Origin of the sequence: Pseudomonas sp. W5-36 (assembly GCF_046540455.1) — a bacterium.
GTDB classification, from domain to species: domain Bacteria; phylum Pseudomonadota; class Gammaproteobacteria; order Pseudomonadales; family Pseudomonadaceae; genus Aquipseudomonas; species Aquipseudomonas graminis_B.
The window spans coordinates 98,687-125,675 of the sequence record NZ_JAXCIQ010000009.1 but is presented as its reverse complement, the minus strand read 5'-3'; the positions used below and the strand labels follow the sequence as shown (position 1 = coordinate 125,675).

Annotated in this window: 26 protein-coding genes and 1 tRNA gene; 11 read left to right on the top strand and 16 right to left on the bottom strand. The window is 61.1% G+C overall.

Annotated elements, in window-relative coordinates; translation table 11 throughout:
* Window positions 1-179: 179 nt before the first annotated feature.
* The gene (locus SLW74_RS16495; protein ID WP_410929525.1) at window positions 180-1,625 is read left to right on the top strand and encodes a SulP family inorganic anion transporter; all 1,446 of its coding nucleotides are present in this window, start codon (window positions 180-182) and stop codon (window positions 1,623-1,625) included.
* 27 nt (window positions 1,626-1,652) lie between these two features.
* On the opposite strand, the gene SLW74_RS16490 is transcribed toward SLW74_RS16495, so the two are convergent.
* A complete protein-coding gene (locus SLW74_RS16490; RefSeq protein ID WP_410929524.1) occupies window positions 1,653-2,213 on the bottom strand; it encodes a cysteine hydrolase family protein in 561 nt (186 codons plus the stop codon).
* A gap of 185 nt (window positions 2,214-2,398) precedes the next feature.
* On the opposite strand from SLW74_RS16490, the gene SLW74_RS16485 reads away from it, so the two are divergent.
* The 10 genes from SLW74_RS16485 (at window position 2,399) to SLW74_RS16440 (ending at window position 10,446) form a co-directional block, all read left to right on the top strand.
* Window positions 2,399-3,148, top strand: coding sequence for a 3-oxoacyl-ACP reductase family protein (locus tag SLW74_RS16485; RefSeq protein WP_410929523.1), 750 nt, complete (start codon window positions 2,399-2,401; stop codon window positions 3,146-3,148).
* Between the two features lie 165 nt (window positions 3,149-3,313).
* Window positions 3,314-3,403: transfer RNA gene (locus tag SLW74_RS16480), tRNA-Ser, on the top strand.
* 470 nt (window positions 3,404-3,873) lie between these two features.
* A complete protein-coding gene (locus tag SLW74_RS16475) occupies window positions 3,874-4,368 on the top strand; it encodes a helix-turn-helix domain-containing protein (RefSeq protein ID WP_065989425.1) in 495 nt (164 codons plus the stop codon).
* Window positions 4,369-4,435: 67 nt separating this feature from the next.
* Entirely contained in the window at window positions 4,436-4,870 is a 435-nt protein-coding gene (locus SLW74_RS16470; protein ID WP_369319465.1) for a DUF4124 domain-containing protein, read from the top strand.
* A gap of 165 nt (window positions 4,871-5,035) precedes the next feature.
* The gene (locus SLW74_RS16465) at window positions 5,036-5,446 is read left to right on the top strand and encodes a YybH family protein (RefSeq protein ID WP_410929522.1); all 411 of its coding nucleotides are present in this window, start codon (window positions 5,036-5,038) and stop codon (window positions 5,444-5,446) included.
* Window positions 5,447-5,629: 183 nt separating this feature from the next.
* Entirely contained in the window at window positions 5,630-7,132 is a 1,503-nt protein-coding gene (locus SLW74_RS16460) for a purine-cytosine permease family protein (RefSeq protein ID WP_410929521.1), read from the top strand.
* A 227-nt stretch (window positions 7,133-7,359) separates the two neighbouring features.
* A complete protein-coding gene (locus tag SLW74_RS16455) occupies window positions 7,360-7,653 on the top strand; it encodes a DUF6388 family protein (RefSeq protein ID WP_065989420.1) in 294 nt (97 codons plus the stop codon).
* Between the two features lie 133 nt (window positions 7,654-7,786).
* Window positions 7,787-8,476, top strand: a complete 690-nt coding sequence (locus SLW74_RS16450; protein WP_410929520.1) for a crotonase/enoyl-CoA hydratase family protein — start codon at window positions 7,787-7,789, stop codon at window positions 8,474-8,476.
* Between the two features lie 150 nt (window positions 8,477-8,626).
* Window positions 8,627-9,382, top strand: coding sequence for a lysophospholipid acyltransferase family protein (locus SLW74_RS16445; RefSeq protein WP_410929519.1), 756 nt, complete (start codon window positions 8,627-8,629; stop codon window positions 9,380-9,382).
* A 92-nt stretch (window positions 9,383-9,474) separates the two neighbouring features.
* Window positions 9,475-10,446 carry a magnesium and cobalt transport protein CorA gene (locus tag SLW74_RS16440; RefSeq protein WP_065989417.1) on the top strand — a complete coding sequence of 324 codons (972 nt, stop codon included), beginning with the start codon at window positions 9,475-9,477 and terminating at the stop codon, window positions 10,444-10,446.
* A 202-nt stretch (window positions 10,447-10,648) separates the two neighbouring features.
* Here the strand turns inward: SLW74_RS16440 and SLW74_RS16435 are convergent, their stop codons facing one another.
* From SLW74_RS16435 to SLW74_RS16365, 15 genes are all read right to left on the bottom strand, one after another.
* Entirely contained in the window at window positions 10,649-11,371 is a 723-nt protein-coding gene (locus SLW74_RS16435; RefSeq protein ID WP_192134398.1) for an amidotransferase, read from the bottom strand.
* A gap of 149 nt (window positions 11,372-11,520) precedes the next feature.
* Window positions 11,521-13,662: a 3-hydroxyacyl-CoA dehydrogenase NAD-binding domain-containing protein gene (locus SLW74_RS16430; protein ID WP_410929518.1), complete on the bottom strand. Its 2,142-nt coding sequence runs from the start codon at window positions 13,660-13,662 to the stop codon at window positions 11,521-11,523.
* A 67-nt stretch (window positions 13,663-13,729) separates the two neighbouring features.
* Window positions 13,730-14,935, bottom strand: coding sequence for an acetyl-CoA C-acetyltransferase (locus SLW74_RS16425; RefSeq protein WP_410929517.1), 1,206 nt, complete (start codon window positions 14,933-14,935; stop codon window positions 13,730-13,732).
* 857 nt (window positions 14,936-15,792) lie between these two features.
* The gene (locus SLW74_RS16420) at window positions 15,793-16,644 is read right to left on the bottom strand and encodes a transglutaminase N-terminal domain-containing protein (RefSeq protein ID WP_065989410.1); all 852 of its coding nucleotides are present in this window, start codon (window positions 16,642-16,644) and stop codon (window positions 15,793-15,795) included.
* A complete protein-coding gene (locus SLW74_RS16415; protein WP_065989404.1) occupies window positions 16,641-17,600 on the bottom strand; it encodes an alpha-E domain-containing protein in 960 nt (319 codons plus the stop codon). The genes SLW74_RS16420 and SLW74_RS16415 overlap by 4 nt, the downstream gene beginning before the upstream one ends.
* A gap of 12 nt (window positions 17,601-17,612) precedes the next feature.
* The gene (locus tag SLW74_RS16410; RefSeq protein ID WP_065989403.1) at window positions 17,613-19,022 is read right to left on the bottom strand and encodes a circularly permuted type 2 ATP-grasp protein; all 1,410 of its coding nucleotides are present in this window, start codon (window positions 19,020-19,022) and stop codon (window positions 17,613-17,615) included.
* Between the two features lie 460 nt (window positions 19,023-19,482).
* On the bottom strand, window positions 19,483-19,821 hold the full coding sequence (locus tag SLW74_RS16405; protein WP_065989401.1) for a ribonuclease E inhibitor RraB: 339 nt from the start codon (window positions 19,819-19,821) through the stop codon (window positions 19,483-19,485).
* A 249-nt stretch (window positions 19,822-20,070) separates the two neighbouring features.
* Window positions 20,071-20,307 (bottom strand): hypothetical protein, encoded by a 237-nt coding sequence (locus SLW74_RS16400; protein WP_065989399.1) that lies wholly within the window; start codon window positions 20,305-20,307, stop codon window positions 20,071-20,073.
* Window positions 20,308-20,476: 169 nt separating this feature from the next.
* Window positions 20,477-22,549, bottom strand: coding sequence for an LTA synthase family protein (locus tag SLW74_RS16395; protein ID WP_410929516.1), 2,073 nt, complete (start codon window positions 22,547-22,549; stop codon window positions 20,477-20,479).
* Between the two features lie 270 nt (window positions 22,550-22,819).
* Window positions 22,820-24,031: a type II toxin-antitoxin system HipA family toxin gene (locus SLW74_RS16390; protein WP_410929515.1), complete on the bottom strand. Its 1,212-nt coding sequence runs from the start codon at window positions 24,029-24,031 to the stop codon at window positions 22,820-22,822.
* Window positions 24,028-24,279, bottom strand: coding sequence for a helix-turn-helix domain-containing protein (locus tag SLW74_RS16385; RefSeq protein ID WP_192134406.1), 252 nt, complete (start codon window positions 24,277-24,279; stop codon window positions 24,028-24,030). The genes SLW74_RS16390 and SLW74_RS16385 overlap by 4 nt, the downstream gene beginning before the upstream one ends.
* A gap of 127 nt (window positions 24,280-24,406) precedes the next feature.
* Window positions 24,407-25,267 carry a polyamine aminopropyltransferase gene (speE, locus tag SLW74_RS16380; protein WP_065989394.1) on the bottom strand — a complete coding sequence of 287 codons (861 nt, stop codon included), beginning with the start codon at window positions 25,265-25,267 and terminating at the stop codon, window positions 24,407-24,409.
* A 200-nt stretch (window positions 25,268-25,467) separates the two neighbouring features.
* A complete protein-coding gene (locus SLW74_RS16375) occupies window positions 25,468-25,659 on the bottom strand; it encodes a PLDc N-terminal domain-containing protein (protein ID WP_037009073.1) in 192 nt (63 codons plus the stop codon).
* A 109-nt stretch (window positions 25,660-25,768) separates the two neighbouring features.
* Window positions 25,769-26,293, bottom strand: a complete 525-nt coding sequence (locus tag SLW74_RS16370) for a hypothetical protein (protein WP_192134410.1) — start codon at window positions 26,291-26,293, stop codon at window positions 25,769-25,771.
* 67 nt (window positions 26,294-26,360) lie between these two features.
* Complete coding sequence (locus tag SLW74_RS16365) at window positions 26,361-26,897, bottom strand: ankyrin repeat domain-containing protein (RefSeq protein ID WP_065989390.1); 537 nt, start codon at window positions 26,895-26,897, stop codon at window positions 26,361-26,363.
* Window positions 26,898-26,989: the final 92 nt, after the last annotated feature.

Genomic DNA, 26,989 nt, shown 5'->3' with positions numbered 1-26,989 from the left:
CGAGCCTGGGCGACAGGAATCGGCGAGCTGTTTGAGTCAAACATCGTTACATAATCGGCCGCGACAGGACACATGAAGAATGAGTGAAAGGCAGCAGGGTGCGGCATTCCTGCGACTGGCCGTCGCCGCTTACATTCCGTAACATCCCCTCCTTTTGCCCACCGCCCTTCAGGAATGTCATGAAACCCGCCCGTCTTCGCGCCGATGTCCTCGCCGGACTCACCACCTCTTTTGCCCTGGTGCCCGAGTGCATCGCCTTCGCGCTGGTCGCGCACCTCAACCCGCTGATGGGCCTGTATGGGGCCTTTATCATCTGTACGCTGACCGCGCTGTTCGGCGGGCGTCCCGGCATGGTCTCCGGCGCGGCGGGTTCGATGGCCGTGGTCATCGTGGCGCTGGTGGTGCAACACGGCGTGCAGTACCTGCTGGCGACGGTGTTGCTGGGCGGGTTGGTGATGATCGCGTTCGGACTGCTGCGCCTGGGCAAACTGGTGCGAATGGTGCCGTATCCGGTCATGCTCGGCTTCGTCAACGGCCTTGCCATCGTTATCGCGATGGCGCAGCTGGAGCATTTCAAAAGCGGCGAATCCTGGCTCAGCGGCACGCCGCTGTACCTGATGATCGGCCTGGTGGCGCTGACCATGGCGGTGGTGTACCTGCTGCCGCGCCTGACCCGCTCGGTGCCGCCGGCGCTGGTCGCCATCCTCGGCGTCGGCCTGCTGGTGTACCTGTTCGACCTGCCGACGCGCACCCTCGGCGACATGGCGCACATCGCCGGCGGTCTGCCGAGCCTGTCGCTGCCGGACGTGCCGTGGGATCTGGAGACCCTGCAGATCATCGCGCCCTACGCGATACTCATGGCGCTGGTCGGTCTGCTGGAAACCCTGCTGACCCTGAACCTCACCGACGAAATCACCGAGAGCCGCGGCTACCCCGACCGCGAGTGCGTCGCCCTCGGCGTCGCCAACCTGGCTTCGGGCCTGTGCGGCGGCATGGGCGGCTGCGCGATGATCGGCCAGACCGTGATCAACCTGAGTTCCGGCGGCCGCGGTCGTCTGTCCGGCATCGTCGCCGGGGTAATGATCCTGATGTTCGTGCTGTTCCTGTCGCCCCTCATCGAGCGCATTCCCCTGGCGGCGCTGGTCGGCGTGATGTTCGTGGTGGCCCAGCAGACGTTCGCCTGGGCGTCCTTGCGCGTGCTGCGCAAAGTCCCGCTGAACGATGTCTTCGCAATCATTGCCGTGACCATCGTCACCGTCCTCACCGACCTGGCCACCGCCGTGCTGTTCGGCATCCTGGTGGCGGCGCTGAATTTCGCCTGGCAACAGGCCCGCGAGCTGTACGCCGACAGCCACACCGAGCCGGACGGCAGCAAGATGTATCACCTGCACGGCACGCTGTTCTTCGCCTCCACCACGCCCTTCCTGGATCAGTTCGATCACGTCAACGATCCGCAACAGGTCAGCCTGGACTGCCGTCATCTGATCTTCGTGGACTATTCCGCCATCGCGGCGCTGAAAACCCTGCGCGAGCGCTACCAGAAGGCGGGCAAACACCTGCGTGTCGTGCATCTGTCGGAACGCTGCAAAAAGCTGCTCAAGCGCGCGGGTGTGCAGCACGCCTGAGCCGCGCGTTGAGCCTTGACATGCGGGTTAACTGAGCGCTCGCAGAACCGCCTCGGTCGCCATCACCTGCGCGTACTCACCGTGCAGGTTGGCCAGCGACATGGCGTGGATGTCTTCGGCACTGCGCGATTGCCCGAAGAAGTCCGCGCCGTCGAAGGTGAAGCAGGCGTCATGGGGCACGATGACCTCGAAGCCGAGATTGCCGCCAGTGCGCGCGGTGGACTCCACGGAATTGTTGGTCACCACGCCAACGATCACCACCTGATTGATCCCGTCCGCACGCAGCCAACCTTCCAGCGCCGAATGGCAGAACGCGTCGGGCACCTGTTTGTGCAGCTCGCCTTCGTCATCCCACGGCATAAACGCCGGTTGAAACTCCACGCCGGACTGCTGCGGCCAGAACACCGAGTCCGGTGAGCGGGAGAAATGCCGCACGTGAATCACCGTGCGCCCGCTGTCGCGCCACGCGCCCAGCAGCTCAAGCATCCGCTGCTCGGCGTCCGGGTTGTTGCGCTGGCCCAATTTCGGGTGGTTGATGCCCTGCTGCATGTCGATGAGGACCAGGGCGGCTTTCGGTTGGATGTGCATGTTGTCCCCTTTGAAGACGTCAGTGCCGTGAAGACCAAGGCGCGTTGAAAGTATTTCATCGCCTTCACTCACGACCTCCGGTTTACCCAGACTATCTCGACCACCGGTTACCGCGCGAGCCACGGAGCGCAGATACTGTTGCCCATCCACCCACGACTGAGCACTCAGGCCTAAAGGAGATCGACATGACTCATCCCACCAATCTGATCGGTAAAACAGCACTGGTACAAGGCGGCTCGCGCGGTATCGGCGCTGCGATCGTCAAGCGTCTGGTCGAACAAGGCGCAGCGGTGGCGTTCACCTTCGTCAGCTCCGAAGCCAAAGCCCGGGAACTGCAAGACAGCATCACCGCAGCCGGCGGCAAAGCCCTGGCGATCCAGGCCGACAGCGCCAACGCCGAAAACATCCGCGACGCCGTCGCCGAGACCGTGAAGACCTTCGGCGGCCTCGACATCCTCGTCAATAACGCCGGTGTGCTGGCCATCGCGCCGCTCGACGAATTCACCCTCGAAGACTTCGACCGAACCCTGGCGGTCAACGTGCGCAGCGTGTTCATCGCCAGTCAGGAAGCGGCGCGTCACATGAAAGAAGGCGGTCGCATCATCAACATCGGCAGCACCAACGCCGACCGCATGCCCTTCGCCGGAGGCGGCGTCTACGCGATGAGCAAATCGGCGCTGGTCGGCCTGACCAAGGGCCTGGCCCGCGACCTCGGTCCGCGCGGCATCACCATCAACAACGTCCAGCCCGGCCCGGTCGACACCGACATGAACCCGGCCGACGGCGAGTTCGCCGAAACACTGATGGGCCTGATGGCCATCCCGCGCTACGGCAAGTCCGAAGAAATCGCCGCGATGGTCGCCTACCTCGCCGGCCCCGAAGCGGGCTATGTCACCGGCGCCAGCCTGACCATCGACGGCGGCTTCGGCGCCTGATCCCCGCGCACTCGCCACCGACACGAAGCCCCGGACCTCGTTCAGGAGCCGGGGCCTCGGACTTTTTTGCTTAAGCGCATGAAAATTCTGAAAAAAAGTTTTGCCTTCGCCAAAGCTTTCGACTACATTAGCGCGCCTCTACAGACTGAACGTCTGAAGAGATACGGTGAAGTGTCCGAGTGGCTTAAGGAGCACGCCTGGAAAGTGTGTATACAAGAAATTGTATCGAGAGTTCGAATCTCTCCTTCACCGCCACATTAAAAAGATCCCCGCAACGCTTCTGGCGTGCGGGGATTTTTGTTTGTGGTGCGTGGCAACCACTGTCTATGCGCGAGTGACCCTGCCCACGAAGACGGCATTTCAACCGTTGACTACTCTGCAGATTAAACACGATCTTCGCGAGCAAGCTCGCTCCCACAGTTCTTTCATCGACTGAAACAACTGTGAGGTATCTCGCCATGCCCCCGCCATTCCCCCATGTCACCAACACGTGACCCGACCCAATAGAATAACTAGAATCGCCCCGCGTTTATTTTTCCACGCAAAGCGTCGGAAAAATCGCCATTTGGGTGTCTTAGCAGCTAAGGTCTACCCGTTGTACGTGGGAATGACTCCAATTCCCGTTAACGGCTAGCGCTACACCAACAGAAAACAGTCCGTATTCCGGCCCCCATTGCGCACCCGCAAGAGACATCTGCAGGGTGCGAATTCGCAGGAGAAGGTAGATGAATGGCATCGGCAAACGTTTGCGCCAAGAACGAAAACGTCTGAAATTGACACAAAGCGCGCTGGGCGCTATCGGTGGTGTGGAAGCCAACGCTCAGGGGCATTACGAGAGCGGGCAGCGATTGCCCAGGGCGGATTATCTGTTCAAGATCGCCGCCGCCGGAGTGGACATTAACCGCGTTGTCACTGGGGTCGACCCCTCGGCCCGCGCTGAAATGCCCACCTTTTCGACGGTGCAGACAGACCAGGACATGGAGGGTGCAGCCGATCTCGACAGCTCGGAAAGCATGGTGAAAATCATCAGCCAGCTGCGCCAGAGCCTGTGGATCACGGCCAATGCATTGTGCGAAGTGACCCGTTTGGTGAATTCCGAAGAACCGCGCGCAAGCGCTGATCATGTCGAAGACCACCTGAGGGTGTTGCAAAGCGACGCCGACATGTTCGCGGCACTCGCCCTGGCGAAAGTCCAGAAAGCCGCCCACGAAACCCACTGATCCCGATCAGCGTGACTGACAGCCGAACCTCTCAGATGGTAGCCTTGCGCCATCCAGGGAGGTTTCGATGATCAGATTTCCAGCGCTGTGCCTGACGGCCATAATGTTGCCCTTGTCCGGTATGGTAAACGCCGACGTGTTCAAATGCGTCGCCGCCAACGGCGCCATCAGTTTCGCCCAAAGCCCTTGCCCGACTTACGTGGGCGAATCCACGGTACAGCGCCCGCCTCCGTCCCGGCTTTCCAGCGAGTGGGAAGAGACTGATTTTCCCTATCGCCTGAACAAAAACGCCACTGAAATTCTGCAAGTCAGCCGACGCCGAAAGCTCATCATCACCAACGAGCGGGAGATCGCCGATCGCCTGCAAAGCATTCGCCCCCCTCCCCCTGGCCTTCCCTCGACCTGCGTCGCCCCTCGTTACGACAGTGCCTGCTTCGACCCCTCCGGCGGCCGGGTTCGTCAGCCGGTCAAAAGCGGCCTGATGAAATCCTCAGGAAACTGACAGCGTTGCCTGCTTATTGCTTAGTTACGGCTTGCCGCTTAAGGCTTGCCGCTCACCGTTACTTCTCGATTTTCTGAACTAAGTTTTTACCGGCGCCGATGTGACGCCCCGTGACAGCTGCTTACAGTCGGGCCCCATCGCCAGAATCACAAAAACGAGCCGGCCATGACCTCCACCGACACCCGCCACGACACCCGCCACGACGCCGTTCAACACGCGGCACAAGCGCTCATCGACGCGTTCGCCAGCAACAACACGGACGCCTACTTCGCCGCATTCGCCGAAGACGCCACTTTCCTCTTTCACACGCTGCCTGCGCCCCTGCCGTCACGCGCCGCTTACCGCGATGTGTGGGCCGGCTGGCAGGCCGACGGCTTTGCGGTGCTGGGTTGCCAATCGCGCAACGCGCACATCTGCCTGCAGGGTGAGACCGCGATTTTCATGCACGACGTCGACACCCACGTCCGCTTCGGCGATCAGGAAAGCCATTCCAGCGAACGTGAAACCATTGTCTTTCGGCAATATGGCGCGCGCTGGCTGGCGTGCCACGAACACCTGTCCGTGAAAACCCACTAGCGCGACGCGCAATCAATGGCGAGTGGCCCTCAGAGGCTGCCGTACGCACCACCCACTGCTTCACCTGATTCAGGGTCGCAATGCCGACCACTGCCAATGCCACGATCGGGTTCACCGGTCGAGATAACGGGCCAGCGCTTTTCGCCGGCCCCATAACAACACGACAGCGCGCAGGAACCTCCCATGGCTCACCCCACCACCACGATCGAAACCTTCGGGGTCGAACAGATCCCCGATCATCAGCGCGACGCTGCGCCCCTCGACCTGTTTCGTCTGACCTTCGGCGGCGCCAACACGTTCGCCACGGCAGTGTTGGGCAGCTTTCCGGTGCTGTTCGGCCTGTCGTTCCAGGCCGGCGTCTGGGCCATCCTGTTGGGCGTCGTGCTCGGGTCGATCATCCTTGCGCCGATGGGTCTGTTTGGCGCCCTCAACGGCACCAACAACGCGGTTTCATCCGGCGCGCATTTTGGCGTTCACGGACGCATCGTCGGCTCGTTCCTGTCGCTGCTCACGGCGGTCGCGTTCTTCTCGCTGTCGGTCTGGAGCTCGGGGGATGCGTTGATCGGCGGCGCCAAACGCATGGTCGGCCTGCCGGAAAACGACGTCACCCTGGCGTTGGCCTACGGCGTGTTTGCCGTACTGGTGTTGGCGGTGTGCATTTACGGTTTCCGCTTCATGCTGTGGGTCAACAAGATCGCGGTCTTCGCTTCCAGCCTGTTGTTCCTGCTCGGCCTCTTTGCCTTCGGCGGCAGCTTCGATGCGGGCTTTGCTGGCACGGTCAATCGGGGCAGCGAAGGGTTCTGGGCAGCGTTCATCGGGGCTGCGCTTCTGGCGATGAGCAATCCGGTGTCGTTCGGTGCATTTCTCGGTGACTGGTCGCGCTATATCCCACGGCAGACGTCGAAAAAACGCATCATGGCGTCGGTGTTCTTGGCGCAGATCTGCACGCTGATTCCGTTCCTGTTTGGGCTGTGCACGGCGACCATCGTGGCCACCCAGGCGCCGCAATACATCACGGACAACAACTACGTCGGCGGCCTGCTGACGGTCTCGCCCAGTTGGTTCTTTCTGCCGGTGTGCCTGATTGCGATCATCGGCGGGATGTCGACCGGCACGACGTCGCTCTACGGCACCGGGCTGGACCTGTCGAGCATGTTTCCGCGCCTGCTCAATCGCGCCCAAGCGACGATTCTCATCGGCATCGCTGCGATTGCCTTCATCTTCATCGGCCGTTTCGCCTTCAATCTGGTGCAAAGCGTGTCGACCTTCGCGGTGCTGATCGTCACCTGCACCTCGCCGTGGATCGTCATCATGGTCCTGGGCCTGATCGTACGCCGTGGCTTCTATCATCCGGCGGACCTGCAAGTGTTCACCCGTGGCCAGAGCGGCGGACACTACTGGTTCGAGCATGGCTGGAACTGGCGCGGGCTGGGCGCGTGGCTGCCAAGCGCGGCAGTGGGCCTGTGCTTCGTCAACTTGCCAGGGCAGTTTGTCGGTCCACTGGGCAATCTGGCGGGCGGTATCGACATCAGCCTGCCGATCACCCTTGGCCTGGCGACGCTGTTGTACATCACCCTGCTGCGCACCTTCCCGGAACCGGTCGGCGTGTATGGTGCTCAGGGTCCGCACCCGCTGCTCGGCAATAACGCGCGCCGTAATATGAAGAAGCCGATGGCGATCGGTTGACAGTCCGACGCCGTTGCCCGCGGGCTCGCTGCAAGGCGGGCCCTTTTTATGTGTCCGCGGCGGCGCTATTCGTTCAGCGATCCAAGCCCCGGGCTACACCGACCGACGGGTCGCCTGTGACTGGCGCCAGTGATGCACATCACGCACAATCGCCGCTTGGCTCATGACCTCAGCAGCATCCCACCCACCGCAACACGTCAGCTCGACCCACAGGAGATCACCCCCGCATGAACGCAAACGACTGGACCGAAGCTGCCTTGGCGAAGTACATCGTGACCAATCCGATGTTGCAGGCTGAAATCCAGGATTTGAGCCCGAAAGAACAGCAGCAGCAAACCCTCTGGGCTTTCGAAGACGAAGCCGAAGCCCAAGGCATCCCGACTTGGGAGCTGGCGCTGACCTTCATTGCCGAAACCCCCGAGCAATTGAAGGAACTGCGTCTGGCTACGCACAAGGAAGCGGCCGAGGCACTGGACATGGACTGGGATGAGTACTGCGAACTGAATGAAGTCGAGGTTTAACCGCCCCGTTCCCTCTCAGGGTCGCCAGACCTGGCGGCCCGCCCCCTGACTTGCCAGTCATCCTTTACGCTTTACCTTGCCCTGCCGGGTGAGTAACGTCTGCGCCACTTCAAAACAAAAAAGGACTCGCGCCATGAGTGATTTGGTCGCCTATCAACTGGATGACGGCGTTGCGACGCTGACCCTGACCAACGGCAAGGTCAACGCCATCAGCAACGACGTGGTCGCCGCGTTCAATGCCGCACTGGACCGCGCCGAGCAGGACCGTGCCGTGGTGATCATCACCGGTCAGCCGGGAATTCTCTCCGGCGGGTATGACCTGAAAATCATGACCTCGTCGCCGGAAGCCGCCATGGCCCTGGTCGCCGAAGGCTCAACCCTGGCGCGGCGAATGCTGTCGTTCCCGTTCCCGGTCGTGGTCGCGTGCGGCGGTCATGCTGTAGCGAAAGGCGCGTTTCTGCTGCTGTCGGCGGATTACCGTATTGGCGTCGAAGGCCCGTTCAGCATCGGTCTGAACGAGGTGCAGATCGGCATGACCATGCACCATGCCGGCATCGAACTGGCCCGTGATCGCCTGCGCAAAAGTGCCTTCGGTCGCTCGGTGATCTGCGGCGAGATGTTCGATCCCCAGGGCGCGCTGCAAGCCGGGTTCTTCGACAAGGTGGTCGCACCGGAACAACTCACCGGGGCCGCGCGCGCCGTGGCGCTGCAGATGAAGAAGATCAACATGCGGGCCCACAAGCAGACCAAACTGAAAGTGCGCAAGGCATTTCTCGAGACCCTCGACCGGGCTATCGAGCTGGATCGCCAGATCCCGCTCTGAGGTAGCCCTGACAACGCGCTGCATTCCCGGCAGCGCGTTCCCGCTGAAACATCCCGTTAAATTCCTGATCCCCCGCCCGCCCTGTGGGCGATTGCCGATTCCAGTGTACATCCGTACACTGCGCGGCTTTTCGCCTACCGGGTGGTTTGCATGCTGTTCGTACTGCGTATGTTGTTGATGGGCCTGCACTTTCTCATCGCAGGCGCACTGGGGCTTTTACTTGGCCTGTGCCGCCCGTTCAACCCTGACAACAGCCGTCTGTGTGCTCGCCTCTACGCCCTCCCCGCCATGGGCATTCTCGGGCTGCGCCTGAACACCCAGCTCAGCCCGCAGTTCGAGCAGACCAGGCCCTGCGTGATCATCTGTAACCATCAGTCCAACTACGATTTGTTTGTCCTCGGCAACATCGTGCCGCCGCGCACGGTCTGCATCGGCAAAAAAAGTCTCAAGTGGGTGCCGTTTTTTGGCCAGCTTTTCTGGCTGGCGGGCAACGTGCTGATCGACCGAGGCAATCCGCAGAAGGCACGCCGCGCCATTCTCCAGACCACCGACACCCTGCAGCACAAGGACACGTCCATCTGGGTGTTCCCTGAAGGCACGCGCAACAAGGGCGAAGGGCTGATGCCGTTCAAGCGCGGGGCGTTTCAGATGGCGATCAAAGCCGGTGTGCCCATTGTGCCTGTGTGCGTGAGCACCTACGTGCGCAGCATGGCGTTGAACCGATGGAACAGCGGCGAGGTGATCATCCGCACGCTGCCCGCGATCCCGACCGCAAACCTCACCGGCGACGATATCCCTCAACTCATCGCGCTGTGCCACGGCCAGATGCAAGCCTGCATCGCCAGCATGGACGCGCAAGTCCGAGGCTGCGCGGCTACCCTCCCAACAGACGCTGAACGGCACTGAAAAAACCTGCGAACTCGTTTAAATCCGCCGACTCTGATCAGGGAGCGCGCTAAGCTGCGCGTGAGTTTTCCCTAAAAGAAGAAGCAGACATTATGGGTCGAGTGGTTGCCGCTGCGGTTTACAGTGCGGGAAAGAAAGTCACCAATATTGCCCTCGACGAAGGCGCAGCCTGGGCGGCGAAACCCGGGCATTTCGTCTGGATCGGCCTGGAGCATCCGGGCCTCGAAGAACTGACCACGCTGCAACGGCAGTTCAATCTGCACGAGCTGGCCATCGAAGACGCGCTGGAAGTCCACAGCCGGCCGAAGCTGGAGACTTTTGGTGACGCGCTGTTCATCGTGACCTACGCGCCGATTCGCGAGAACGGCAAGCTGATCTTCATCGAAACCCATATTTTCGCCGGCAAGGGCTATGTCATCACCTCGCGCAACGGTGACTCGAAGTCCTATGGCCTGGTGCGTCAGCGCTGCGAAGCCCGGCCGTTGCTGCTGGAACATGGGGAAGACTTCGTCCTGTACGCACTGCTGGATTTCGTTACCGAGAACTACCAGCCGGTCACCGAATCGATTCACTGCGAGCTTGAAGAGCTTGAGCACAACGTGCTGCGCAAGGACCTCAACGAAGCCGACATCCACCGCATCCACTCGCTGCGTCGGGACCTGCTGCGCCTGCGCCGTTACGTGGCGCCCATGGTCGAGATTGGCGAGGAGCTGCAGAAGCTCAGCTTCCCCTTCATCGACAAGAACATGCGCCCGTACTTCCGCGACGTGGAAATCCACGTTAAGCGGCAGATGGAAGACCTTTCCAACCTGCGCGACATCGCCAGCCAAACCATCGAAATCAGCCTGCTGCTGGAGTCTTCGCGGCAGAGCCTGACCCAGCGCAAATTTGCCGCCTGGGCCGCGATCCTGGCCTTCCCCACCGCCATCGCCGGGATCTATGGGATGAACTTCGAGAACATGCCCGAGCTGACCTGGCACTACGGGTATTACATGGTGTTGGGGGTGATCGTCGGCGGGTGCGGGATCTTGTTTGCCAGCTTCAAGCGGTCGGGTTGGCTTTGAGGCTTTTGAATGTGCTTACGGCTGTGGCACCGGCTTCGAATACGCCTACGACTGTGGGAACGGCTTTAGCCGGGAAGAGGCCAGCGTGAGCACCATCAATTTTGCAGCGTGGCAACTGACCCCTTCCCGGCTGAAGCCGGTCCTACGGGCGATCCAGCTGAAGCCGGTCCTGCCTGGTTATTGCACCCGGCAAAACAGCGCTTTAGCTCACCGGCCGCTTGTTCGCCACAAACCGCATCATCCATTCCGCCACCGCCGTGCCGTGGTGGTCTTCTTCCAGGCTGGCGATGCCTTTGCCGTAGACCTGTTCGCCCAGGGCGTCCTGGCGGATGTCGAGCAGCGTGCGCGAGTAGTCGTGGATGAATTCCGGATGCCCCTGGAAGCACAGCACCTGGTCGTTGATGTGATAAGCAGCAAACGGGCAGAACTCGCTGGTGGCAATGACCGTCGCGCCTTCGGGCAGCGCAGTGACCTGATCCTGATGGCTGATTAGCAGCGTGAGCTTGTCCAGCGCCGGCGTCATCCACGGTTGAGTGGGTGCGAGGTTGTAATGATGAATGCCGACGCCCCACCCCTGTGGCGCGCGCTCGGTCTTGCCGCCCAGCAGCAGTGCCAGCAACTGATGGCCGAAACACACACCCAGCAACTTGTCGCCGCGCTTGTAGCGGTCGAGCAGATACGTCTTCAGGGTTTCGATCCACGGATCGGTGCCGAAGGAATCAGCCTTGGAGCCGGTGATCAGATACGCGTCGAACGGCTCGTCATCTGGCGGGTAATCGCCCTGCATGACGTTGTAGACGACAAATTCCGCTGGCACCGGCTGGCGCGCGAAGAGTTTCTCGAACATCCGCCCGTAACCCTGGTATTGATCGACCAGTTCCGGGCGAAGTACGTCGGTTTCCAGAATGCAGATGCGTAACGACATAAAAGTCCCTGAAGCGACAAAAGCGAAAATGCGTGGGCCAAGCCTGCCTTGAAGGCCAGGGCAAGGCAAGGCCCAGTTGAGGCAGTGCGCCGTGTTCAGCTGAACCCACGCTGTCCCAACCCTTGATATGGCACAGCGAGGAGTCTTCGCTAGAACAGCGTCCCTTCCTCGGCTTTCTGCAACAGCAGCGCAGGCGGTTGAAAGCGCTCGCCGTAGCGCTCAGCCAAGGCGCGGGCGCGGTTAATAAACAGCTTCAGCCCGTATTGATTGATGAACTGCAACGCCCCACCGGTCCAGGCCGGAAAGCCGATCCCGAGCATCGAACCAACGTTGGCGTCCGCTGTTGAGCGCAGCACACCCTCCTCCATGCAGCGCACCGTTTCGAGGGCCTGGATGAACAGCAAGCGGTCGCGAATATCCTGACCACTGATCTGTGCGTCGGGCTTCTCGAACCGGATTTTCAACTCTGGCCACAAGTGCTTGGGCGCGCCGTCGGGGTAGTCGTAAAAACCGCCGCCGGAGGTTTTCCCTGCGCGATCAAATTCATGCAGCAGCTGCTCGATGACCGCGTCGGCCGGATGCCCGGCCAGCTCAACGCCCTGCTCGGCCAGGTCCTTGCGCGTCTGCTGGCGAATCTGGCTCATCAGCCTCAACGACACCTCGTCGGACACCGCCAGCGGCCCCACGGGCATCCCGGCCTTGCGCGCCTCGGTCTCGATCATCGGCGCACTGACGCCCTCGCCGAGCATGGCAATGCCTTCATCGGCATAGGTGGCGAACACCCGCGAGGTGAAGAAGCCGCGCGTGTCGTTGACCAGAATCGCGGTCTTGCCGATCTGCTGAACGAAATCGAAGGCCCGCGCCAGGGTCATGTCGTTGGTGCGTGCGCCCTTGATGATTTCCACCAGGCGCATCTTCTCCACCGGGCTGAAAAAATGCAGGCCGATGAAGCGCTCTTGCCGGCTGATGGCGCTGGCCAGCCCGGTAATGGGCAGCGTCGAGGTGTTGGACGCAATCACCGCATTGGGCACCACCACCTGCTCGGCGGCGGCGCTGACCTGCGCTTTCAGCTCGCGATTCTCGAATACCGCCTCGATGATCAGGTCGCAACCTTCGAGATCGCTGTCGCGGCCGGTCGGCTTGATTCGGCTCAGCACGGCGTCGCGCTGAGCCTCGGTGAGGCGACCGTTGGCAACCTGCTTGTTCAGCAACCGCGCCGAGTAATCCTTGCCCTTCTGCGCCGCCGCCAGGTTGACGTCCTTGAGGATCACGCTGACGCCCGCCACCGCCGTGATATAGGCGATGCCGCCACCCATTAACCCCGCCCCGAGAATGCCGACCTTGCGCATGTTGAACACCGGCGGCGCCTTGGGCCGCGCCTCAGCCGCCTTGACCCGGTTGAGCTGAAACCAGCTGCCGATCATGTTCTTGGCGATGGGGCCGGTGGCGAGCTCGGTGAAGTAACGCGCCTCGATTTTCTCCGCCGTATGGAAATCCACCTGCGCGCCTTCCACGGCGGCGGCCAGGATCTTCTCCGGCGCCGGGTAACAACCCCAGGTTTTGCTGCGCAGGATCGACGGCGCGACGGCCAGCATCTGCGCCACTTTCGGGTGCGCAGGCGTGCCGCCGGGCAATTCAAACCCCGGTTGATCCCAGGCTTTGATCGGCGCCGGATTGGCCATAATCCATTCACGCGCCTTGGCCATCAGGTCATCGGCGTCGCTGGCCAACTGATCGATCACACCGAGTTTCAACCCGTGATCGACGCCCAGGGTCCGGCCTTCCATCAGCAACGGCAGGGCTTTCTCCAGCCCCAACATGCGCACCAGCCGCACGGTGCCGCCGCCACCCGGAAGCAAACCGAGGGTGACTTCCGGCAAGCCCAATCTGACCTGGCCACCATTGATTGCGATGCGATGGTGACAGGCCAGGCACAGCTCCAGGCCACCGCCCAATGCAGAACCCTCGATGGCGGCCACCACCGGTTTGCCGAATGTTTCCAGCGCGCGAAGCTGGGCCTTGACGTCCATGGTCATCTGGTAGAAAGCGGCAGCGCGGGCGGCGTCAATCTGACTCAGCTCGTTGAGGTCTCCGCCGGCAAAGAACGTCTTCTTCGCCGAGCGGATGATCACACCGGCGATGGCCTCTTTGTCCGCCAGCAGGCGTTCAAGGGTCTCCGCCATGGCCTGGCGATACGCCGCATTCATGGTATTGGCCTGCTGGCCGGGCATGTCGATGGTCAGCGTGATGATCTGATCCGGCCCGGTTTCGTAGCGGATGGCATCGCTCATGCGGTCTTTCTTCCTGAAACAGTTATCGGATAAAGGCGGTGGGCGAAGCGCTTATCGTGCTCCACGTTCATACCCGTTCGATGATCGTCGCGATGCCCATACCGCCGCCGACGCACAGGGTCGCCAGGCCGTAACGCAACTGCCGGGCTTCCAGCTCGTCGAGCAGCGTGCCGAGAATGATGCAACCCGTGGCACCCAGTGGGTGGCCGAGGGCAATCGAGCCGCCGTTGACGTTGACCTTGTCGGGGTCGACGCCCATGTCCTTGATGAACTTGAGCACCACCGAGGCGAAGGCTTCGTTGACCTCGAACAGGTCGATGTCATCAATGGTCAGCCCCGCCCGCGCCAGAGCCTTGCGCGTCGCGGGCGCAGGACCGGTGAGCATAATAGTCGGATCGGTGCTGGTCACCGCCGTCGCCACAATGCGGGCCCGTGGTCGCAGCCCCAGCGCCTGGCCTTTTTGCGCGGTGCCGAGCAGCATCAAGGCGGCGCCATCGACGATGCCGGAGCTGTTGCCCGGCGTGTGCACGTGTTCGATCCGTTCAACGTGGCTGTAGACCCGCAGCGCCGTGGCGTCATAGCCCATTTTACCGATCGCCTCGAAACTCGGGCGCAGCTTGCCCAGGGCCTCGGACGTGGTGTCGGGGCGGATGAACTCGTCATGGTCGAGCAAGAGCAGGCCGTTCTGGTCTTTAACCGGCACCAGCGAACGGCGAAACGCACCCCGCTCGCGCGCCAGTGACGCCTTGTGCTGGGACTGCACGGCGAACAGGTCGACGTCGTCGCGGCTGAAGCCTTCGAGGGTGGCGATCAGATCGGCGCCGATCCCCTGGGGCGTAAAGTGGGTGTGCAGATTGGTGTGCGGGTCCAGCATCCAGGCGCCGCCGTCAGTGCCCATCGGCACGCGAGACATCGACTCCACGCCGCCCACCACCACCAAGTCCTCGAACCCGGAGCGGATCTTCATCGCCCCCAGATTCACCGCTTCAAGCCCCGAGGCGCAGAACCGGTTGACCTGAACCCCGGGCACGCTCACGGCCCAATTGGCGACCAGCGCTGCGGTTTTGGCGATGTCGGCGCCTTGATCGCCAATGGGCGTGACGCAGCCCAGCACAATGTCATCGACGTGGTGGGTGTCGAGGTGATTGCGAACTTGCAGTTCTTTCAACAGCCCTGCCACCAGCTCCACCGGTTTGACGCTGTACAACGCGCCGTCCGACTTGCCCCTGCCCCGCGGCGTGCGCAAGGCATCGTAAATAAACGCTTCGGTCATCCTGTCCTCGCTAACCCGATGAACTGTCTTTTTATCTGTGCGATCGACAGTCGAACTGTCATGGGGGCACTGTCTATCACGAAGCGACACACAGGGCGCGCTGTTTCGCCGGATCAAGTGACAGGGTAGCGGGTTGTGCGAAGTTTCGGACTCGGACGAACGGTAGCGAGCTATTGAGCGTGGACCGTTTTGGACGCAGGCGTCTAGCAGGCGAATATTTGAGCGATGGCCATTCGCCTAAAGTGCTCAAGTTATAAAGGCGCAACTGGTTAATCCTCAATGATCTAAACCGCACGGCACGTGGCTTCTAAGGTTTAGTCAGTAGCAGTGGCGCCATAACAAAATCGTTTCACCCAGCGCCTGCCGCCCGCGATTTGCTGATCGGGGCACCTGCTCTTTTGCCTCACCTTTGCCAACCCTCGCCTTGGTCACGCCCAAGGTCCATGGGTTTCTGTTGCTCAGGAATAACAAGAAAAGGCATTTACCATGTTCAAGTTCAGGTTCAAACGCTCGAAAATACGTCAGGCCGGATTAATCGTTTTCGCCACCACACTGCTGCTGATCCTGCCGAACATGACGCGACTGTTCGGCTGAGCATGCTTCGCTCTGCTACCTGCAGACCCCCACACGCACTTGGCCGGCTGCCTGTTTCAAACAGGCAGCCGTTGGCCGTGCGGGTATCGCGTGGTCGCGTCTTGGATGGCGTGGCGGCGGGTGGTCTGGCAGCGGATCGTAAGGGGGCTGATTGTATGAGGTCAGCGCGCTGGGCGAAATGAACGCAGGGCTGTCTGTCGCACTGAGTGGCGCGCAGACCGTGGGAACGCGGCCGAGCTGATCGCTCGACCGCAACGGGCTGATCAGCCCTGGCGTTGCACCTGGATCATCGGCGCGGGAACAGGCTTTTTCTTCGCCGCCGGGACCGCAATCGGCGCTGAGGGCGACACCACGACCTTGGCGTGCATCTGCTCACAACCGCCGCCGCGGCGCATGCCACGTACCGGACAGGCATCCAGATAATCCAGGCCCACCGCCAGCTTCAGATGCCGCTCCGGGATCGCCAACTGATTGGTCACGTCGAAGCTGTACCAGGCGTCGTCGATCCAGGCCTCTGCCCACGCATGGCTGGACAGATGTTCGCTGCTGTCACTGTAGAGATAACCCGACACATAGCGCGCCGGCACCCCCAGACTGCGGGCACAGGCCAGAAATGCGTGGGTGTGATCCTGACAGACGCCCGCGCGGTTGGCGAATGCCTGGGCGGCGCAGGTATCCACCGCTGTCGCGCCCGGCGTGTAAGTGATGTGTTCGTTGAGCGCGTGCATCATATCGATCAGCGCAGTGCGGTCGGTGCGCTTCTGGGTCTGCGCGACAGCGAAGGCGCGAATCGCTTCGTCAGCTTCGGTCAGGCGGGTGAAACGCAGGAACGGCAGCGACGACTGGCTCTCATGTTCCGACTCGCGCTTCTCGTCGATCTCGACCTGGCCACGTGCGCCAATCACGATCGCTTCGTGGGGTTCGTCCAGGGTCAGCACGTGGAGAATATTGCCGAAAGGATCGATCTGCGCGCGCACCGGACGGGGCAACGCCAACTGCCAGCTCAGCACTTGCTGACGCTCGCTGTCGTGGGGGGTCAGACGCAAATACTGGATGCTGGCGCGGACCTGATCGTCGTAGTGATAAGTGGTCTCGTGGCTAATTGAGAGTCTCATGCAGCCTCCAGGTAAGAAGTGTGAATGACGCTACCCAGTTGGGCCAGAAGTGGAATGAATTCGTTCAACCACTCATGCAGGCCTTCATCGAGAATCTCGTCGATGCCGGTGTAGCGCAGGCGAGCGTCCAGCTCGGCGGCCAGACGCTGGGCGGGACGGCCATTGGCCCCGGGCAGACTGGCGAGAATGATGTCCAGCTCCTCCAGACACGCACGCAATGAGCGCGGAATATCCGCACGCAACAGCAGCAATTCAGCGACCTGACGAGCACCCGGTGCGTCGCGATAGACTTCCGTGTACGCCTCGAATGACGACAAGGCGCGCAACAGCGCACTCCATTGGTAGTAGCCGGCGGCGGAACTGTCTGCCGCCGCGTTGGCGGACGGGCCGCGCAATTCGAGCATTTCATAACGCGCATCGAGCATGCGCAGGGTGTTGTCGGCGCGCTCGATGAACGTCCCCAGACGGATGAACCGGAAGGCGTCGTTGCGCATGATGGTGCCGTAGGTCGCGCCGCGGAACAGGTGCGAACGCTCCTTGACCCACTCGCAGAAACGGCTCATGCCGTAGCGGCTCAATCCCTGCTCGGCGATGCCGCGAATTTCCAGGTAAGTGGCGTTGATGTTTTCCCACATGTCCGCAGTAATACGCCCGCGTACCGCATGGGCACTGGCCCGCGCCGCGCCCAGGCAGCTGAAGATGCTGGCGGGGTTTTCGGCGTCCAGCGCGAAAAAGTGCAGCAAGCGCTCGGCGTGCAGGTCGCCGTGGCGCTCCAGGTAATCGTCCAGGGTTCCGGTGATCAGCAGTGGCATGGCGATTTCATTGAGGCCATCCCCGCGTCCGTCCTGTGGCATCAGCGACAGCGAGTAACTGACGTCGAGCATCCGCGCGAGGTTTTCGGCGCGCTCCAGGTACCGCGACATCCAATATAAATCCGAGGCAGTTCTACTTAGCATTGGCAGGCATCCTTAATCCTCGACCACCCAGGTGTCCTTGGTTCCGCCACCCTGCGACGAGTTCACCACCAGCGACCCTTCGCGCAAGGCAACGCGCGTGAGACCACCGGGCACTACACGGGTTTCGCGGCCAGCCAGGACGAACGGGCGAAGGTCGATGTGGCGCGGGGCGATGCCGTTCTCGACGAAGGTCGGACAGGTCGACAAACACAAGGTCGGTTGCGCGATATACGCGTGGGGCTTGGCCTTGAGCCGCGCACGGAACGACTCGATTTCCGCGGCGGTGGCGGCGGGGCCCACGAGCATGCCGTAACCGCCGGAGCCCTGGGTTTCCTTGACCACCAGATCGCCCAGATTGGCGAGCACGTGGGACAGCTCTTCGGGCTTGCGGCACTGCCAGGTCGGCACGTTCTTCAGGATCGGCTCTTCGTCGAGGTAGAAACGGATCATGTCGGTCACAAAGGGGTAAACCGACTTGTCGTCCGCCACGCCGGTGCCGATGGCATTGGCCAGCACCACATTGCCCGAACGGTACGCGGACAGCAGGCCCGGCACGCCGAGCATTGAATCCGGGTTGAATGCCAGCGGATCGAGGAACGCGTCGTCGAGCCTGCGGTAAATCACGTCGACCGCTTTCGGGCCGTCGGTGGTTCGCATGAACACGCGGTCATCGCGCACGAAAAGGTCAGCGCCCTCCACCAGTTCGACGCCCATTTCCCGAGCCAGAAACGCGTGCTCGAAAAACGCGCTGTTAAAGCGCCCGGGCGTCAGCACCACGACGCTCGGATTATCCAGCGGGCTGGAGCTTTTCAGGGTGTCCAGCAGCAGGTTCGGGTAGTGATCGATCGGCGCGATGCGCTGCGCGGCGAACAGCTCGGGGAACAGCCGCATCATCATCTTGCGGTCTTCGAGCATGTAACTCACACCGCTAGGCGTGCGCAGGTTGTCTTCGAGCACGTAATACGTGCCGTCGCCATCACGCACCAGATCGACGCCTGAGATGTGCGAATACAGGTCACGATGAAGATTCAGGCCCTGCATCGCCAACTGGTATTGCTCGTTGGCGAGGACCTGTTCGGCGGGAATGATCCCGGCCTTGATGATGCGCTGATCGTGATAGAGGTCAGCGAGAAACATGTTCAGCGCCTTGACGCGCTGTATGCAGCCGCGCTCTACCACCCGCCACTCGCTGGCCGGGATGCTGCGCGGAATCGTGTCGAAAGGGATGAGCCGCTCGGTGCCCTGCTCGTCGCCGTACAGCGTGAACGTGATCCCGGCGCGATGAAACAAAAGATCGGCCTCACGCCGGCGCTGAGCGAGCAACTCAGGCGGCGCTTCGCCCAACCAGCGGGCGAATTCCCGATAATGCGGACGGACTATGCCGCCCGCATCGTACATCTCGTCATAAAAGGTGCGGATCATGCCGTACTCCTTGTCACCATGGACACCAGAGCCTTCGCAAGGCCCGTGCCATCGGCATAAACGCTTTAATATCAATGGGTTGAATTAAACAGCCGGAGCGTCCGCACCATTCCTGTGCACGATGCGCCCTAACCCGTTCCCCGGCGCTTCATGGCGAAGCGTCGTTCCGTTTGAAAATCTATCGCAGGCATAGCCACAGTTCATTTCCGCGCGTTACGCGCACTGAGCATAATCGCCCCATACCGCAGACCAACCCGCCGGATTCCACAAGGCGATTGGCTCAAAACCTGATTGGCAACGCCACCCGATATTCCCTTTCCGCCGCTCCCATGAGAGCGGCTTTTTTTTGCCTGCGATTCGGCTCGGTGCCTCTCCCGCGCCACTGATTTGCCGTGGAGCCGAGAGACGGCGTTCAATCGTGCATGCCCTGTTTTCGGGCCTGACTGTCAATTAAGCCCGATCAATGAAGGCGCTTGAGCTCCTGCTTGACGCCCCAGCCTTCAACCTCCCCGTCCAGACCGAAAATCGCGGTCTGGAAATCCTGCTCGAAGTCGCCTATCCCGTCGTAGGTTGCGTACATCAACTTGCTCAGTTCCAGGTGCCACGCACCGTCTTCCAGAGCATTGAGCTGAACATTGACTGACTCGCCGCGAAATTTTTCCGCCGCCTGACGCGCCCGGTCCTCATCCGGAAAGGTGGCATAGAACTCGATGGGGTGAATGCGTGCGAAGTCGAAACCGCCTTCTTTCATGCAGCGCAGAACATGGCTGCTGACGTCTTCTTGATAGGCTGTGCTCATGAAACGTCCTCCTATGCAACGATAGATAGAGTTTCAACTATCCCGAAACACTCCCCGATGGCGAGGCGTGTAGCGGCAGGTCATCTGCCGCCCGGGACTCAAGCATGTCGCTGACAAGGCCGGTGCGTTTTACAAAACGGGCATACGTGCGCGAGCTGCCTCGGGTAGATGCTTCACCGACCTCACTGGCAGAGTACGCGCATTGATAGGGCGTTGCCAATTGGCAGGGTGGCAGGAAATCCAGGCTTTTTAGGGGGCTTCTACGATGGAGATGATCTGTACCGCGTTCTGCTCTTTGAGTGTCTTCACGGTGGGCTCGGCGGTGCGACCGTCGAGGTCGATCAGATCAAGATCACTGGCGACCGGAAACAGGATCGGACGGATTCGCTGCGCAGCCTCTTCATCACTGGGACGGTGATCGGATTCAAGATCGAGGGTTTGCTGCACACCGTCTTTGTCCAGAAACGAAATAGTCCACACTTTCATCAATGTCTCCTCAGTAAGGGCCGGACAACGGCCTAGTGATCTTGACCCTTGCAGCGCAACGACGTTCAACCCGAATCGTCAGCGCCCGGCTGACGTTAGCAGCGTGATGCCAACGATCCGCAGGCAAAAAAAACGCCCCGGTCTCGGGGCGTTCTTCATCAGGCTGCGGTCATTGCGGCTTGGCGTCTTTGACCCCTGCCGTGTTGTCCAGCAGGCTCTTGGTCGCGGTCTGCAGGAAGCTGTCGAGCTTCTTGCGCAACTCGGTGACGTCCGGCGCATTCGGCATCAGCTCGGCGTGGGGCTTGGTGCCCAACTCGTAGCTGTACACTTTCGGCTCCATTTCCTTGGGTTCGATCAGGATCCGGTTGCCGGTGACCAGCGCCACGGTCTGCTCACTGCCCGATGGCTTGATTACACCGAAGCCTTCGTCGCCTGCCGGCAGATTGAGCAGGTCGCGGCCCCAGCACTGGTGCACGGTATCGCCACCCAGGCGGCCCATGATGGTCGGGACGATGTCGATCTGCGTGCCGACGATGCTGCTGCGCTTGCCGAACTTGTCTTGCAGGCCCGGGGCGATCATCAGCATCGGCACGTTGAAGCGGCCCAGGTCCATCTCGGTGATCTGCTCGTTGTTGCCGAAGCCGTGGTCACCGACGACCACAAACAGCGTGTCCTTGTAGTACGGCTCTTTCTTGGCCTTCTCGAAGAACTGACCCAGCGCCCAATCCGAATAACGCATGGCGGTGAGGTGTTCATCCAGCGTGCCATGGCCGGTCACACGCTCGACCGGCAGGTTTGCCGGCAGTGCGTACGGCGTGTGGTTGGACAGGGTCTGCAGCAACGCATAGAACGGCTTGCCCTTGGCTTCGCGGGCTTTGAGTTCCTCGGCGCCACGGTCGAACATGTCCTGGTCGGACACGCCCCAGGTCGGGTCCGAGAACACTGGGTTGACGAAGTCATTGCGGCCAATGAAGTTGGTCATGCCCTGGTTGCTGAAGAAGCCCGACTGGTTGTCCCAGGCGAAGTCACCGTTGTAGACATACACGTCGTCGTACTTGCGCGCGCTGAGCAGCTGCGGCAAACCGGACAGTTTGTGACTGCCTTCCGGCGTCTGCATCAGGTACTCGAAGCCCGGCACGTTCGGGAAGCAGGCCATGGTCGCAAACATGCCCTGGTGGGTGTGCGTGCCGTTGGAGAAGAAGCGATCAAACAGCAGACCTTCCTGGGACAGTTTGTCGAAGTAAGGCGTGATGTTCGACTCGTCGCCCAGCGCACCCACCGAATGCCCGGCGAAGCTTTCCATCAGGATCACGACGACGTTCTTGATCGGCAGCGTGTTGGCCGGCGGCGGCGTGAAATCGCGACGCACCGCAGCTTTTTCTGGATCGATCAGCTTGTCGTTGGCGGTCAGCAGCATGTCACGAACGACCTGCTGGGCTTCGGCCTGAGGCAGGGTCGCCTTCCAGATGTTGTCGCGGTCTTCGGACATCCGGCTCTTGGCCGCCGCGATCAGCGTCAGCGTGCCGTTTAGCCCGAGGGTGTTGGCGAAGTTGGAGTCGGTCGTGTACGCATCTCCCCAACGCAGTGGCGGGCCCTGGCGCAGGGTGCCGCGAGCAGCGATGACGGCCACCACCAGGCACAGCAGGAACACCACGGCGCGCTTGTACAACGGCGCCACCACACGGTTGTCAGCGCTGGCAACGTTAAACCCGCCACGGGGCCGGGTCACGCGATCGACGCCTTTGAAGACCAGGCTCAGCAGCCAGGTGACCAGCGCCCACGCCAGCAGATAGCGAACCACCGGATAGCCGTACCAGATCATGCTCAGGACGGTTTTCGGGTCTTCTTTGACGTACTGGAACACCAGGCCATTCAGGCGCTGGTGGAATTCACGGTAGAAATCCATCTCCATCAGGCCGAAGAACGCGGTCAGGCTCGCGACCAGCGTCAGCCAGAAGCGGAAGCCCCCACGGGCCGCCATCATGCGCGCGCTGAACAGGGACAGCAGAAGGGGAATCAGGATGTACACGACCAGACGCAAATCGAACCGCAGGCCATTGGCGAACGCCTCGACGAAGGTCGAAGCTGGCGTCGCACCGATGCCTTCGCGGTTATAGACCAGCAGCGCTACGCGCAGAAGGGTGTACAGAACCATCAGCACCAGGCCGCTCAGGAGCGTATAGGCCAGGTGCGATTTGACGGTAGGTTGCGGCGCGCGCGCCGGGGCGTCCGTTTTGGCCATGGGTTGTGGGATCCGTTGGATTCAGGTTTAAGTTCAAAAAGCTGTGCGCCCGACCTCATCGAAATGCCGGTCCGGGCTGCGGGGGCCAAATATTACGTGAACCTCCGCGGTTTACCACCGATGCCGCGCATTCTTCATGACGGATCGGCACAAACGGTTATCACAATCAGGGAGCAGTCTCGGAACGGCGCGAATCTTCCCGAAGAAACGGTGAAAATTCCGTTGATTAGTTCCCCCTCACATATTTTCTTACAAAGCCTCGAATCAGGATCAAACCTTGAACGTCTGGGCATAGCGCTCGACGGCGTGCTCGATGGCTTCAAAGACAAGGGGCGCGTGGGGGCGGAGCGAGGCGTTTTCCTGCAGGGACGCCTGCACGGCCGCGATCAGTCGCGCAATGCGCACGTTCGGTTTGCGGATGTCACAGGTCGACGTCAGGCTCAGAATGCCGAGCCGCGATCCGAACAGGCTCTTTGAGCCATCCAGACGCAGGGCAAGCGCGTCGTCTTTTATGTACGCAGTGGTGTTGACGATGTCGTAGGCCGGCGCCAGTTGCGCGTCCGCCCCCAGCGGGTCGCGATACAACACCCCGAAGTTCTTCAGATGGGCGTCGCCGTTGCCGACCATGCAACTGAGCGCGACGATGTCGAAGAATTGATCCAGCGATTCACGCACATGCTCAGGCGCGCAAAACAGGCGAATGGCCTTGGCGATGTTTTCGTAGCTGGAGTCGTATTTCTGCTCGGTGCCCCGGCCCATCAGCACAGCCATGTCCTCGAAGCCGATGGCCCGCTGCTCAGCATCACGATCAAAACGGCGCATGACGAACAGCTGGCGGTTATCCGACAGATGAAATTCCGGCACCGGCATGCCGGCTCTGCGCGCAGCGTCCATGCATACGTACTCGTTAACGGCCAACCCGGGGAAGTCCGCCCTCCCCGATTTGACGATCAGTTCCGGCATCAACAGCGTGGCTTTCGGGTGCGTCACGAAATCCGAGTCGGGCACGATGACTTTGGGCTGAACACCTGAAATCCCGGTGCGCAAAATGTACTGATCGACCAGTTCGGCAAACAGATCCTGCGTCCCGTCCCAACTGAGTATCTGCCCCAGGCTTCTGCCTGGGACGGGGCCCGCGCCACCCAGCAACTCGTCGATCATGGGAGACGCCACCGCCACGCGGCCGACCGGCGAACCGCTGCCGGTCAATGCCATGAGCAGCATCGGGTTGATGGGTGTGGTTTTAGCGAGGCGATTGCGCAGCTGTTCCAGCACGAAGCCTTCGGGGAGGTTCATCTGGAAGACCGGGTGCAGGCTGCGCGATGCGTAGGCCGCATCGCGAACCCCCATGGTCAGGCTGATCTGCGACGCCGGGCTGGCGTCCAGGCCGTAGCGAAACAGGTAGTCGCCGGACGCCGATGCCGACAGCTCACCACTCTCACCCTCCGGGGTAAAAATGCGTACACGATCCAGGGGTTTCACTGGAACACCTCGCGCAGCTCTTCAAACGTCGGACGTCGTGCGGAGACGACTTTTATCTCGGCATTCAACGCGGCCAGGACCTTGGCGTAGAAATTCACCGCCACGGTCGGGCTGCCTTTTTCGACTTCGGCAAGCTTTTGCCGTGTCATGCCCGACTGGTAGGCCAACTGAACCTGAGTCAGCCCGCGGGACCTACGCATTTCTTCGATCTGGCTACCCAGCCGCTCAAGCAACAACGTCGCGTCCATTTGTCACGCCTGCATAACATTCAACGATGAATGGAATGTATACGTGACATGCAGGGCGATCAAGGAGAAGTTACGTTTACCTGACATCAGCCCATGGATGTCAGGTTTACGTAACCTTGCAGCGGGGTCAGGCGTTGCTTGGCTTGCTGATCGCCTGAAGCACGTACTGCGGCAATGCGAAGGCGCCGATGTGGACCTCAGGGTTGTAGTAACGGGTGACGATGCCGCTGCCGGCGAACCGCTGATGCAAAGTGTCCAGCGAAATCTTGCGGTGCTGGGAATCCGTAGAGCCCCAGGCAAAGGTCATCGCGCCGCCAATGTAGGTGGGCACCGCTGCCTGATAGAAATGCCAGTCGGCGAACAGTCCATTCATGCGCCCTGCCGTGGTCTGCACTTCGCTCAACTGCATGAATGGCGTGCCGTTCTGCGTGACCAGAATGCCGCCTTCGTTGAGGCAGCGATGGCAGGCCTGATAGAAATTCTCCGAGAACAGCACTTCGCCCGGCCCGATCGGGTCGGTTGAATCGGAAATGATGACGTCGAATTTTTCCTCGGTGTTGGCAACGAAGCGCATGCCGTCGTCGATGACCAGGTTCAGACGCGAATCATCGAAAGCGCCTTTGGAGTGATTCGGCAGGTATTCCTTGCACATCTCGACCACGGTGCCGTCGATCTCGACCATGGTGATGTGCTCGACCGTCGCGTGCTTGGCGACTTCGCGCAGCATGCCGCCATCGCCACCGCCGATGATCAGGACGCGTTTGGCGCGGCCGTGGGCCAGAATCGGCACGTGGGTGAGCATCTCGTGATAAATGAACTCGTCGGCTTCAGTGGTCTGAATCACGCCGTCCAGCGCCATGACGCGACCCATGCGCGGGTTCTGGAAGATCACCAGATGCTGATGCTCGGTGCGCACTTCATGCAGCATTTTTTCCATGCGAAAGCGCTGGCCATAGCCTTCGTACAACGTTTCTTGATAATCGCTCATGGATGGAGTCCCCGATAACTACTGATGACAGGACGGCGCGCCGCCCACAAGAAGGCGCGCATTCTACGTCGCGGCGCATGACAGGTCGAATGTCGTGGCGGCGCAAAGGTAATCCGCCCCCAACAAAAACGCCCGACTGGCCAGGCCAGTCGGGCGTCATGTGTTCTGAAGCCTTGCTGCGCTTCTAGAGATGCACGCTACTAGATACGCACGTTGCCACGAGGGCCAGCGATTGCCCAGATGATCAGGCCCAGCACCGGCAGGATGACAATCAACAAAATCCAGAGAATTTTCTTCCCGGTTTCCGCGCCGCTTTTCAGCACGTTGATGATGGCCCAGATATCCAGCGCCAGAATGATCAGGCCGATCAGACCGTTGAAAGTAGAACCCATGGTGTTGCTCCTTATTGAAGGCTTGCCCACTTGAGAGTGGTGGCCTGCAACGAGGGTTCCGTTGGTCGGCAGGGATATTTGTCTGCGCAGCAAAACGCGTCGAAGGCGATCAAATCTGCGCCTTGAGCGCCTCCAGCGCGGGCTCGATCAATAGGCCGAGTTCAACGCCGAGTGCCATGACTCTCTCAACGTCGGCGCCGTAGACCAGCACCGTTTGCAGCACGTGGTCCAGCGGCTCGCTGACGTCCATCAACACGTACCCGCCCATGTCCTTGTTCATGCTGGACAGCTGAATCTGTATACGGTTAAGCGCGGCCAGCGGTTCGGCCTTGGTCAGCTGTTTGGGCTTGATGTTGAACATTACGTTCGGGCCAAACGACGCCATGATCTCGGTGAGCAGGTCGGGATAGGTATCGGCCTGAAACAACACGGTGTCGGGAAGGCTGCCGATCACCACCCACTCCCCCAGCGGGATCGGGAAGGTGTCGTCGAAATTGATGTCAGGGTTGGCGGTCAGGAACGCATCGGGATCGCCGTAAGCCTGGGTGGCCTCATCGGCGATTTTTTCGATTTCTTCATCGCTCATGCAGCCGGAGCTGATCTTGCTGATGAATTCGATGAGTGAAGCTTTCATGGCAGATCGTCCGAGGGCTGGAAAACAGGCGCGCAGAATAGCTGGAAATGCGGCGCGCCTCTATCGCTTACGCCCCCAGACGGGTGAGCTGCTCGGCGGTCTCGGTCGCACCCATGGTCTGCGCGGCCATCAGCGGAGTGACGCCCTTGGCATCCTGGATATGAGGGTTGGCACCCTTGGAGATCAGGTAATCGACGATCGCCGTACGGTTGAACATCGCCGCCATCATCAATGCCGTGCGGCCGTCGGCGGAAGCGCCTTCAACCTCTGCGCCAGCTTCCACGAGGATCTTCACGGTTTCCAGATCGCCCTTGAAAGCAGCGCCGGCGATGGGGCTCTGGCCGTTGTCGTTGCGCAGTTCAGGGTCAGCCTTGTGCTTGAGCAGCACCCGCACGGCGTCTTGATGACCGTGATAGCTGGCCAGCATCAACAGCGTGTCGCCTTTGTGGTTGCGAAGATTGGGGGTCAAGCCGTTTTCCAGCAGCCGGTCGAGCATCGGGGCGTCGCCAGCACGGGCCCGGTCGAATACCTGCTCGGCAAATTCCAGTGCTTCTTCGTCTGTCATGCGCGTGGCAGAACCGGTCGTGTTGGGGGCTTCGGACATAGGTAACTCCAGTAGCGCAATGCATTGCGCGGTATGAATCAAAGGATGCGGCGATCTACGGGCCAGGCAATCTATGAGCCATGGACAAAGCG